Here is a 10,332-nt window from a genome sequence, read left to right as displayed (position 1 = left end):
TGCCGCATTCCTCCCCCACCTGAAGGAAGGGGACTCCTGCGGCAATCCTGTTGAGGCTCGGCATGTCCGCGGGGAGCATCAGCACGATGGGCTCGCCCTTGTAGCCCGCCTCCTTCAACAGTTCCTTCGCTTTGGCGAACTGCGGTTTGCCGGTGAAGTACGCCGTGTTGCCGCTCGCGTAGGTCGACCCGCACGGGTAGATCGAGGTGCAGGTGTTGTAGAGCTCCTTGTAGACGATCTGCGCGCGCTGGAGCGCCGCCTGGTTGATCGCCATGAGCGCGGCCTGCGCGGCTTTGGGGTTGTTGAAGGGCGCAATCGCGTGGTTGAGGTGCAGCATCGCCGACTGCTTGCCCGTCTGGTTTTCGAGCCGGATGTTGGGGTCGGCCTTGAGGATCGGGTACTGCTCGTTCGGGACCATTTCAACCACGTCCACCTCGCCCTTCTTGATGGCGTTGGCGATGGTCTGGCTGTCGCGCAGGATGACCCAGTCGAGTTCGTCGACGTTGACCACCTTGCCGCCCGCGAGGCCGTCGGCGGGCTCGTTCCTCGGTTTGTAGAACTTGTTCTTCAGGTACACCACGCGCTCACCGGGCCGGTAGCGGTCGGCCGCGAACGCATACGGGCCCGAACCCGTCATGTCGGTGATCTGCGTGAAGGGATCGGTCTTCGCCACGCGCTCGGGCATGATGAAGAGCGGAATCGACGAAGGCTTGCTGAAGGCGTCGAGCACCATGCCGAAGGGCGTCTTGAAGTCGAGCGTGAAGGTGCGCGCGTCCTTCGCCTCCATCTTGTCGAGGGCCGCGAGGAGCTTGGCGCCCAGGTTGTCGCGGGCGCCCCAACGGCGGATCGACTGCAGCACGTCCTTCGTCGTGAGGTCCGAGCCGTCGGAGAACTTCAGTCCCTCGCGCAGCGTGAAGCTGAAGTGCAGGTTGTCGGGCGAGGCGCTCCAGGACTCCACCAGCTGAGGCTTGATCTCGCCCTTCTGCGTGAGGCCGAAGAGCGTGTCGTAGATCATGTAGCCGTGGTGGCGCGTCACGAACGCGGTGGTCCACACCGGGTCGAGGATCTTGAGGTCGGCGTGCGGCACGACCTTGAGGACGACGTCGGCCCAGGCGGGCGAGACGAACGTTGCGGCGAGCGCCGCTGCTGCGGCCCGGCCGCGAAGGGCTTCCTGAAGCTCAGGCGCATGGTGTGTTCCTCCGTGGAAGGATTGCCGTCCGCTTCCGCCCGGTCGTGCGGGCGCTCTCCCGGCTTCCTTGCTGCCGGAGAAGCGCCGCCCTTGTTGCCGGGTGCTGCCGGTGACGGGGGACGGGGATGTGTTCAAGGGGTGCGTTCTTTTGTTTTTTTCTTTGAGAGCACCGCAGTCCCTCGTTCCATGCGGGGACCGCCGCGTGCTTCAGGGATATGCAGCAATCCGTATGCCAAAAATTGCACCGCAAGCACGCCCGAAGCCCGGAAAAGGTGCAGCGCTGCACCCTGCAGAGACGACGACGCCCCGTTCGCGGGCGGCGAAAGGGGCGTTCGGATCGGGGACCGGCTCCTTGGCGGAGCCGCAAGCGCGTCGTTGTGCTCCGAGGCGGACCGGAGGAGATCCGCCTCAAGCCTCCGGCGGGGAGGCGCCGGGCTCAGCGAACGATGCGCGGGGGTTTGGCGAGGCGCGCCATCGAGGAGTCGTCGGGCTCCGTCGAGGCGCCTTCGCCGAAGTCGTCGTAGGGCGTGTCGTCCTCGTCCTCTTCGGAAACGATCTTGTCGGCGATCTTGAGGAAGGGCGGCACGATCGACTCGGTGCCGTCGTCCTCCATCGCCTCGAGCTCCGCTTCGGTGGGCTCGTGGACGTCGAGGATCTTCACGGCGAACTGCAGCCCCACGCCCGCGAGCGGGTGGTTGGCTTCGAGCACCACCATGCCGTCGGCGAGGTCGGTGACGCGCCAGACGCGGCCGTCGGGCGCTTCACCCGGGACCTCGTCCACGACGGCGCCGGGCTCGAGGTTCTCCGGGTGCGCGAAGTTCTCGACGGGGATGCACTTGATCGCGTCGGCGTCGTATTCGCCGAAGGCGTCTTCAGGCTCGAGGTGGATCGTGAACCCTTCGCCTGCGAAGTGCCCTTCCAGGGCCGCCTCGAGCTTCGGGAAGATGTCGCCCGAACCGTGGAGATAGACCATCCCTTCGGGCGGGGTTTCGTCAATCGTCTTCCCCGTCATGTCGGCCATCAGGACCGAGAGGGTGACGAGCATGCCTTTGCGGACGGCGTCGGCCATGGGTGTGTTCTCCAATGTTTGTTGTTTTCCCTGAGAGCGTAATGGTACGCGCTCTTCCTCCGGGACGGGAAACGCCCGGAGTGCGCCCTGCGCTCAGCTGCGCGCCGTGAGCTTCAGCCCGAAGAGAATGAGGATCGCGCCCATCGTGCGGTTCAGCCACCGCTCGGAACACGGGCGCGCCGAAGACCGGGCGGATGCGGTTCAGAACATTGCAGAAGAAGCCGCTCCGGAAGGCGGGGCGACGGTCTCCCCGCCCGAGCGCTTCAGGGCCTCGGCAGCGTTCGCAACGGGCGCGCCCGCTTCCATGGGCCACACCCGCCCACTTGAGGATCGAGAAGAGCTCCGCCGATCCGGCGATCACGGCCGAAATGCCGAGCACGGCGGCGAGCGTGTGGACGGCCAAGCCCGCAGGTGATCCCGAGCGCGCAGGCGAGCGGCATCATGGCGGATGAATCTCCTTTGCGGAAGCAGCGCAGCTGCTGGAAAAGAGCGCCGCGCAGACCGCCTATTCTGCCGCGGATTCGGACCAGAGGCGGCGCGCCTCGGGGTCTCCTGGGAGCAAGAGCAACAGCACGCCCAGAGCGACGTTCGTGAAGGGCACGCCCATCAAGAGCGCCCATGCGCCCGACCACCCGAGGTCGTGGCAGCGCCGCGCGGCGAGGACCATGAGCGCCACGGACCAGAGCCCGGCGGCCCAGGCGTAGATCCGTGCGATCACGACGAGCGCCGCGTCGGAGATCCACTGCGCGTCCGCAATCGGATCCATCAGAAGCCATGCGGCCGCGCCCGCAGCGGCCCAGAGCGCGAGGCCGCGCAGGAACCCGAGCCGGCCGGTGCGCACCTGCGGGTTGAAGAGGAGGAGAAAGACGCGCCCCACCAGAGCGAGCGTCTGCACGGGGAGCGATTCGCCGCCCTCAAGAGACGGCGAAGGGCCCGTGGGGCCCTTCTCAAAAAACGGTGCGCTCTGCATGGCGGCTCCGGCAAGCCTCAGAGGATGAGGATGCGCCGCTTCCAGACCTCGAACTCGGCCGGCGTGACGACGCCCTTCTTCTCGAGCTTCCGGATCTTTTCGATCGACTGCGCCTTCACCTGGGTCTGGAGCGCGACGGGCATCTGCGGGATGTCGATCGCGGCCTGCCGGTAGATGAGCCCCGCGGTCGAAGTGTCGGCGAGCGGGTTGAAGCTCGCCTTCACGTCCGTTTCGGGCACCGGAGTGTCGGCGGGAGCGGCCGGAGCCGCCTGAGTCGTCTTCCCCGCGCGCGCAGCCGCGAGCTCGGCCTCCGTGTGGAGGCCGAAGACGTTCAGGACCTTGGTGAGAAGCGACGCCATTGCTGCGGGACCTCTCTCAGCTCAAAGCGCTCCGCTCAGCGGAGCTGTTCGGCCAAAAGGTTGAGGATGTTGGGCGCGACGCCGGTCTTGTCTTCGCCGCCGTCGGCACCCTGGACGGTGATGCGCGTCGCGGCGCCTTCGTCGCCCAAGTGGATGCGGTAGTTGGGCGCTTCAACGGCCACGTCGGAGCTGAAGATGTTCGTGAAGAAGCCGCGCTTGTCCTTCTGCGCCTGCTCGTAGGCAGGGTCGAGGTAGCGCACGAGGTACCAGCCGGCCGTGCGGTCGCGGTCCACCTGCTCGAAGCCCATGCGGTCGAGCACGAGGCCCACGCGCCGCCAGGCGTGGTCGAAGCTCTCGTTGAGGACGACCGCGGCGGGCTTGCCGGCGGCGTCGTTGACGATGTTCGTCTTCGAGGCGACGGGCTCCTGCTTGAGCTGCGCGGAGATCTCCTCCTTGGCGGCCGCTTCAGCCTGAGCGGAGGCGTTGGGATTGAATTCGGCTTCGATGCGCAGCGCCAGGCGCTGGAGCATCTCGGCCTCCATTACCGGGTCCGTGGGGCCGGGCTGCCAGACGGTGCTTTCCTTCTGGGCGCCGGTGACGACCTCGACCATCGAGCGGTGCGAGACGTAGATGTCGGTCGTGCCGTCGTCGTTGCGCTCAAGGCGCGTGCGGTACTGGTCCTGCTCGCCCGTGGAGTACGCGAAGTCGATCACCTTGCCGATCGTGCGGCGGATGATGTCCTGCGGGAGCTTCGCCTTGTTCTCGGCCCACTCCGTCTCCATGTAGCCCGTCTTCGGGTTCTGCTCGCGCACGACGAGGCCCACGGAGGGCCAGAAGTCCTGCACCACGGGCCAGAGCTGTTCGGGCGCGGCGTTCACGCGCAGCCACCGGTCGGAGCCGTCCTTCATCACCTTCGCCTTCACCGTGAGCGGCACGATCTTGGCGGCCGTGAGGGCGTCGGCGTCCCGCGAGACGGCGGCGCGCTCGGCTTCGGCGTTGGCGCTCACGACGCCCGGACGAGCGGGGACCTGGAAGCGGTCGTCGGACTTCACCGGCGTCAGGTCGGGCGGAACTTCGAGATTCGCGCGCGAGTTGGAGGACTCGTACTGAACCTTGTCGTCCGTGAAGTCAATGCCGAGGAAGGTGCAGCCCGAGAGGGAGGCAATCGCCGCAGCAGCGGCGGCGAGGCGGAACGCGCGCAGGGACATTCTGGTAATGATTCCTAATTTGTTTCGTTCTCCCCATCCGTCCGGAGCGCCGATGCACCCCGCGGAGGGACGGTTCAACAGTCGAAAAATTCTAGCAAAGGGCGCCCGGGAGTTGGTGCGGCCTCCGGACGCCGTACGGTTTGTTACGGCTTGGCTTCACCGGGCGCCGAGCGGGAGCGCGAGCATCTCCGCGTCGCCGGGCTTCATCCAAACGATGCGCTCAACACCGTAGTCCTGGGTGTTGAGGCCCTCCTCATAGGCGCAGATCCGCGCTCCTTCGGGCGCGAGGCGCAGAAGCTCCCCGGGGAGAAGGTAGTGCTCAGGGCGCTTCGGGCGCCCCCAGATGCGCTTATTCACTTCGGTGAAGGTCTCCATGATGAAGAGGCCTCCCGGCGCGAGCGACTTCCAGTAGTCGGGGAAGTGCGCGCGGTGGAGGTAGTTCGTCACCACGATCGCGTCGAAGGCCGCTTCGCCGTAGGGCCAGGGCTCGTTTTCGAGGTCCCGGCACTCGACCGTGAGGCCCGGGGCGCCGACCAAGGGCTCCACGTGGGAGACGTCGATGTCCACGGCCGTCACCTCAAAGCCCTTCATCAGGAAGAGGCTCGTGTGCCGCCCCTCGCCGCAGGCGAGGTCGAGCACCCGCGCCCGGTGCGGGAGCGCGTCGATGAAGCGCATCACCCAGGCCGAGGGAAGCTGCATGCAGTTCCCGTTGGAATTCTTGCAGACCGCCATGGCGCCTCCTGCGCTCAGAGCACGAGGTTCACGAGCCACTGCCCGAACATCAGGAAGGGGCGCACGAAGAAGGTGAGGCCCCCGCCCACCATGAGGACGAGGAGGATCATCATGCCGTAGGGCTCGATCCGGTCGAACGCCTCGCCCGCACGGCCCGGCAGCAGCCCCCGCACGATCCGACCGCCGTCGAGGGGCGGAATCGGAATCAGGTTGAAGGCCATCAGCATCAGGTTCACGGAGATGCCCGCCGAGCAGACCGAGAGCACGAACTTGTCGTAGATCCCGAAGGAGACGAGGAGTTTGAGAAGGAACGCCCAGACGATCATCTGCAGCGCGTTCGAAGCGGGCCCCGCCACCGCGGTGATCATCATCCCGCGCATGGGGTTCCTGAAGTACCCCGGATTGATCGGCACGGGCTTGGCCCACCCGAAGAGGAGTCCGCCCCCGCCCGTCAAGGCCGACATCAGCAGGAGCGCCCCCGGCACCGCGATCGTTCCCACCGGGTCGATGTGCGGGATGGGGTTGAGCGACACGCGCCCGAGCCGTGTCGCCGTCGGGTCGCCGAGGCGCGCCGCCGCCCAGCCGTGGGCGGATTCGTGCAGCGTGATCGCGAAGATCAGGGGGATCGCATAGACGCAGACGACCTGAATCGCGTGGTAGAGACTGTCCATATTCTTTGGGGAGCTTGGAGCGCGGACCGCCGGAACCCGTCCGGAGGCACGCCGCCGCGGGGAAGGTTGTTGAAAGAGGCTCATCTTAATGCACCGCTCCCGAGGACTTCCTGAGGACTCCTGAAGTCGAAGAAGGACGTGACCACGTCCACGAGCTCCGGCACGATCACGGACTGGATGCTCGACCTGATGTTCGCCGCCGAGGCCGTGCCGGCCGGAGCGCTCGAAGGAAGTTGAAGTGCCGCAGATTCCGATCCGCCTGCAGCTCCTCAATTCCGGCAAGCTCGAGACCGCGCTCTTCTACGAGCCGCTGCTCACTCTGATCGAACAGAAGGGCGGCCGCGTCGTCTGGGACGACAGAAAGCTCGACGAACCGCTCTCGATGACGACGCCGCGCCCGAGAAGTACCTGCCGCTCGCCCTTGACGAAGCGCCTCGTCCCGGACGCCGTGGCGAAGGACTACCGGCTCCCGAAGTTTGGCCGCCGCCCGACCGCTGACGACCTCCCCGCACTCCCCACACCGAGGCGGAGGTCTCCCATGCGGCACAATGGCTCGTCCGCCGCGGCATCCTCAAGAGCGTCCCCGACATCTCGGGCGTCGTCTGCAGGTAGTCTTTGAGCAACGCATTCCGGACCACGACACGTCAACTACCCCGGCCTGAACGCAGGGGTCTCCTGAGTTTTTTTGATGACCGATCAACAGAAGAACAACAACACGAACCCGGGCGCGGCCGGACTCGAGGTGCGCGGCCTCACCGTCGCCTACGGCGCGCAGACGGTGCTCGAGGACCTCTCCTTCACCCTTTCCCCCGGTGCGTCGCTCGCGATCGTGGGCGAATCGGGGTGCGGCAAGACCACGCTCCTCACGACCCTCGCGGGGCTCCTCACGCCGCGCTCGGGGTCGATCCGCTGGCGCACGGCCGACGGGAAGGACATCCCGCGGCTCCACTCGTGCTTCGTCTGGCAGGGCCTCGGGCTCTTCCCCTGGAAGACGGTGCGCGAGAACCTCGCGCTCCCCTTTGAACTCAAAAACGCCGTCGTGCCGCGGGACGAAGCACCCGCGCGGGTCGACGCGATGCTCTCGGAACTCGGCCTCAAGGGACTCAAAGACCGCTGGCCCGCGCAGCTCTCGGGCGGTCAGAGGCAGCGCCTCGCCCTCGGGCGGGCGCTCATCGCCGATCCCGAGGTGCTCTTCATGGACGAACCCTTTTCGGCGCTCGACGCCCTGCGCCGCGAGCGGCTCCAGGACTTCCTCGCCGAGCTCAGAGTCCGCCGGCCCGTCACGATGATCTTCGTCACGCACGACATCACCGAGGCGGTCTTCCTCGCCTCGCACGTGCTGCTCCTCGCGGCTAATCCCCCGCGCCTGATCGAGCTCTATGAAAACCCCGCCTGGGTGCCCGAACTCCAGAGCGCCCGCCGCGAAGACCCGGCCTTCGTTGAGGCCGCCCGCCACGTGCACGCCGAGCTTCTCGACGCTTGCGGCAAAAGGGAGGCCGCACGATGAATCCGATCCTCCATTCGCTCGCCGTCCGCTACGCCTGCGGCACGGCCGCGCTTCTCGCCCTCTGGGCCTTGGGGAGCGCCGCCCTCGGGCCTGAAATCTTCCCCGATCCCTTCGCCGCCCTCGCGGGCTTCGCCGCGGCATTGGGCACCGCGGAGTTTCTCCACCACGTGGGGCTCTCCACGCTGCGCCTCACGGCAGCCCTCGTGGTCGCGGTCCTCACGGGCTATCCGCTGGGGCTCCTCTTCGGGCGCTCCAAGGCCGCCGACTGGCTCGGTGCCCCCGTCACCTTCATCACGCTCCCGCTCCCGAAGATCGTGCTGCTGCCGGTCTTCTTCACGGTGTTCGGGCTCGGAGACGCGTCGCGCGTCCTCTTGATCGCCCTCGCCACGGGCTTTCAGATCCTCGTGATCGTGCGTGAGGCGGCGCTCGCGCTCGACCCCGCCTACGCGGCGTCCCTGAAGTCCATGGGCGCAACGCGCTGGGAGCTCGTGCGCCACGTCTACCTCCCGGCTTCGCTCCCGTCGCTCTTCACGGCCTTGAAGGCGTCGTCAGGCACCGCGATGGCGGTCCTCTTCCTTGCGGAGTCCTTCGCCACGGACGCGGGCCTCGGATGGCTCATCATGGACGCCTGGGGCATGGGCGACATCGAGCGGATGTTCGTCGGCATCCTCGGCATGAGCCTTCTCGGCCTTCTGCTCTACGCGGTGCTGGGTTTGGGCGAGCGGTTCTTCTGCCGCTGGCAGCTGAAGCGGTGAAGCACTCACTGCGCACATTCGACAAAGGGCAAAAAGGGGAGTTCCGCCGCAACGGAGCTCCCCTTCTTCACTTTTCCGTTGAAGGCCGATTGGGCCTCGAGCCGCAGGATCGTCAGGACGCTCAGGCCGAGGCGTGCGGCGCGTTGGAGGCCGCGCTCTCCTCCCGGGGCTTGGGAGCCGCGCTCTCGAACGCATCGGCGGCGGGCGCTTTGACGGCGCCAACAGAGAGCGCCTTCGGCGCATCTGCGAAGAGCGCCGCCCCATCCTCGGGGCCGTCCGCCATCGACTCGATCGTGCGCATCCGCTCGCCCATGCGGCGGCTCTTTGCCGACATCGCCTCGAGCGAGGACTGCGCCTCGCGGAACTTCTTCTCCACCAGTTCGAACTGCTTCGTGAAGCCTCCGAACTCGGTCTTCACCTCGGTGAGGATCCGCCAGACCTCGACGCTGCGCTTCTCCATCGCGAGGGTCATGAAGCCCATGAGGAGGCTGTTGAGGAGCGCCGTGATCACGGTCGGGCCCGCGGGCGTCACGCGCAGCTCGCGCTGCAGCCGGTCGGCGAGCCCCGGAATCCGGAGCGCCTCGGCGTAGAGGCCTTCCGAAGGCAGGAACATCACCGCGAAGTCCGTCGTAACGGGCGGGCGCACGTACTTCTCGCGGATCGACTTTGCCTGCTTGACGATCGCCCGTTCGAGCCCCTTCCGGGCGTCAGCCACGGCCGCCGCATCCCCGGCGCGGAACGCCTCTTCGAGAAGCTCCCAGTCTTCGAGCGGGAACTTCGAGTCGATCGGGAGCCAGCAGGGCGCGCCGGCGTCCCGCCCGGGGAGCCTTACGGCAAAGTCCACGCGTTCGCGCGACGCGGGGTCGAGCTGCACCTGCGCGCCGAACTGACCCGGAGCAAGCACTTCCTCCAGAATCGCCTGCAGCTGCACTTCACCGAAGGTGCCGCGGGTCTTGACGTTCGCGAGCACGTTCTGCAGGCGCGAGACGCTCTGCGCCATCTGCCGCATTTCTCCGAGTCCCGACTCCACGAGCCCGAGCTTCTCGTCCACCCGGCGGAAGCTCGCCGAGAGACGGTCCGTGAGCGTGCGCTCGAGCTTCTCCTCGACGGTCGAGCGCATCGCCTCGAGCTTCTGCGCGTTCTCCGCGCGCACCTTTTCGAGCGCCGCATCCACGGTCCCGCGCACCTCCCTCAACTCCGCGTTGAGCCGGGTGCCGAGCCCCTCGGCCGCCCGGGCGTTCGTCTCCAAAACCTTCGCGAACCGCGCGTCCACCATGCCCTGGAGGTTGAGGAACTCCTTGGAGAGCGTGGCGTTCATGCGCTCGAGCTCCCCCCGCGCCGCAGCGCTCCACTGCCCCATCGCGTCGCCCGAGCGCTTCTGCTCGGCCGTGACGTAGGCGAGAAGGCTCGAGACCGCGGTCGTGAGCCGCGCGTCCGTCTGTCCGATCTGCGCGGAGAGCTCACGCTTCACGCCGGCGACGCCCTCGATCAGGGCGTCGCGGAAGTCGTCCGCCTCTTCGCGCTCGGCCGCACGGCGGCGGGTCTCTCCGGCAACAAGAAGAATCAATGCGCAGAGCGCCGCGAGGATGAGGACCGCGAGAAGGACTACTGCGTAGAGAAGGTAGGGATTCGGGGCGACGGACGACATGAATTGATTTTGAAATCGTGTTCTAAAGAAGGGCGGCAAAGCCCGCAGGCACGCCGTCTGGAGGATTCTAATGAGTAGTCGGGGCAGCTCCTCGAAGGTTTTCGGTAACTGCGGCCCTGCAGGCGCTCCGGCGCGGTTCGGGACGGCGCGGCACGCGTCCGGTGCGTCTCTTGACGCACTCCCCGCCCTGAAGGACGGGGATTCTCCACTTGACCAACGCTCAG

Annotated in this window: 11 protein-coding genes; 3 read left to right on the top strand and 8 right to left on the bottom strand. The window is 67.1% G+C overall.

Annotation, left to right across the window (positions count from 1 at the left end):
• From ACT6Y9_RS05040 to ACT6Y9_RS05010, 7 genes are all read right to left on the bottom strand, one after another.
• On the bottom strand, nt 1–1,324 hold a 1,324-nt coding region (locus ACT6Y9_RS05040; RefSeq protein WP_443743721.1), incomplete at its 3' end, for an ABC transporter substrate-binding protein.
• Nucleotides 1,325–1,625: 301 nt separating this feature from the next.
• Nucleotides 1,626–2,258: an FKBP-type peptidyl-prolyl cis-trans isomerase gene (locus ACT6Y9_RS05035; protein WP_295480762.1), complete on the bottom strand. Its 633-nt coding sequence runs from the start codon at nt 2,256–2,258 to the stop codon at nt 1,626–1,628.
• 505 nt (nt 2,259–2,763) lie between these two features.
• Nucleotides 2,764–3,228 carry a DUF805 domain-containing protein gene (locus ACT6Y9_RS05030; RefSeq protein WP_443743720.1) on the bottom strand — a complete coding sequence of 155 codons (465 nt, stop codon included), beginning with the start codon at nt 3,226–3,228 and terminating at the stop codon, nt 2,764–2,766.
• Nucleotides 3,229–3,245: 17 nt separating this feature from the next.
• Nucleotides 3,246–3,587, bottom strand: coding sequence for a hypothetical protein (locus ACT6Y9_RS05025; protein WP_443743719.1), 342 nt, complete (start codon nt 3,585–3,587; stop codon nt 3,246–3,248).
• A gap of 35 nt (nt 3,588–3,622) precedes the next feature.
• Entirely contained in the window at nt 3,623–4,795 is a 1,173-nt protein-coding gene (gene bamC / locus ACT6Y9_RS05020) for an outer membrane protein assembly factor BamC (protein WP_443743718.1), read from the bottom strand.
• A 156-nt stretch (nt 4,796–4,951) separates the two neighbouring features.
• A complete protein-coding gene (locus ACT6Y9_RS05015; RefSeq protein WP_443743717.1) occupies nt 4,952–5,527 on the bottom strand; it encodes a class I SAM-dependent methyltransferase in 576 nt (191 codons plus the stop codon).
• Between the two features lie 14 nt (nt 5,528–5,541).
• Complete coding sequence (locus ACT6Y9_RS05010) at nt 5,542–6,198, bottom strand: site-2 protease family protein (protein ID WP_295480774.1); 657 nt, start codon at nt 6,196–6,198, stop codon at nt 5,542–5,544.
• Nucleotides 6,199–6,436: 238 nt separating this feature from the next.
• Here ACT6Y9_RS05010 and ACT6Y9_RS05005 point away from each other — a divergent pair, with 238 nt between their 5' ends.
• The 3 genes from ACT6Y9_RS05005 (at nt 6,437) to ACT6Y9_RS04995 (ending at nt 8,460) form a co-directional block, all read left to right on the top strand.
• The gene (locus tag ACT6Y9_RS05005) at nt 6,437–6,817 is read left to right on the top strand and encodes a hypothetical protein (protein ID WP_443743716.1); all 381 of its coding nucleotides are present in this window, start codon (nt 6,437–6,439) and stop codon (nt 6,815–6,817) included.
• 69 nt (nt 6,818–6,886) lie between these two features.
• Nucleotides 6,887–7,705 carry an ABC transporter ATP-binding protein gene (locus ACT6Y9_RS05000; protein WP_443743715.1) on the top strand — a complete coding sequence of 273 codons (819 nt, stop codon included), beginning with the start codon at nt 6,887–6,889 and terminating at the stop codon, nt 7,703–7,705.
• Nucleotides 7,702–8,460, top strand: a complete 759-nt coding sequence (locus tag ACT6Y9_RS04995; RefSeq protein ID WP_443743714.1) for an ABC transporter permease — start codon at nt 7,702–7,704, stop codon at nt 8,458–8,460. The genes ACT6Y9_RS05000 and ACT6Y9_RS04995 overlap by 4 nt, the downstream gene beginning before the upstream one ends.
• A gap of 121 nt (nt 8,461–8,581) precedes the next feature.
• On the opposite strand, the gene ACT6Y9_RS04990 is transcribed toward ACT6Y9_RS04995, so the two are convergent.
• The gene (locus tag ACT6Y9_RS04990) at nt 8,582–10,108 is read right to left on the bottom strand and encodes a DNA recombination protein RmuC (RefSeq protein WP_443743713.1); all 1,527 of its coding nucleotides are present in this window, start codon (nt 10,106–10,108) and stop codon (nt 8,582–8,584) included.
• Nucleotides 10,109–10,332 lie beyond the last annotated feature (224 nt).

Source organism: Sutterella sp., assembly GCF_052272535.1.
Classification (GTDB): Bacteria; Pseudomonadota; Gammaproteobacteria; order Burkholderiales; family Burkholderiaceae_F; genus Sutterella.
Note: the sequence above shows the minus strand (reverse complement) of the source record. Positions and strands in the feature narration are given on the sequence as shown.

Bases quoted from the DNA above. Each gene is read 5' to 3' on its own strand.
- ACT6Y9_RS05010 (WP_295480774.1), bottom strand. From the start codon at position 6,198: ATGGACAGTCTCTACCACGCGATTCAGGTCGTCTGCGTCTATGCGATC.
- ACT6Y9_RS05000 (WP_443743715.1), top strand. From the start codon at position 6,887: ATGACCGATCAACAGAAGAACAACAACACGAACCCGGGCGCGGCCGGA.
- ACT6Y9_RS05015 (WP_443743717.1), bottom strand. From the start codon at position 5,527: ATGGCGGTCTGCAAGAATTCCAACGGGAACTGCATGCAGCTTCCCTCG.
- ACT6Y9_RS04995 (WP_443743714.1), top strand. From the start codon at position 7,702: ATGAATCCGATCCTCCATTCGCTCGCCGTCCGCTACGCCTGCGGCACG.
- bamC (WP_443743718.1), bottom strand. From the start codon at position 4,795: ATGTCCCTGCGCGCGTTCCGCCTCGCCGCCGCTGCTGCGGCGATTGCC.
- ACT6Y9_RS04990 (WP_443743713.1), bottom strand. From the start codon at position 10,108: ATGTCGTCCGTCGCCCCGAATCCCTACCTTCTCTACGCAGTAGTCCTT.
- ACT6Y9_RS05030 (WP_443743720.1), bottom strand. From the start codon at position 3,228: ATGCAGAGCGCACCGTTTTTTGAGAAGGGCCCCACGGGCCCTTCGCCG.
- ACT6Y9_RS05035 (WP_295480762.1), bottom strand. From the start codon at position 2,258: ATGGCCGACGCCGTCCGCAAAGGCATGCTCGTCACCCTCTCGGTCCTG.
- ACT6Y9_RS05025 (WP_443743719.1), bottom strand. From the start codon at position 3,587: ATGGCGTCGCTTCTCACCAAGGTCCTGAACGTCTTCGGCCTCCACACG.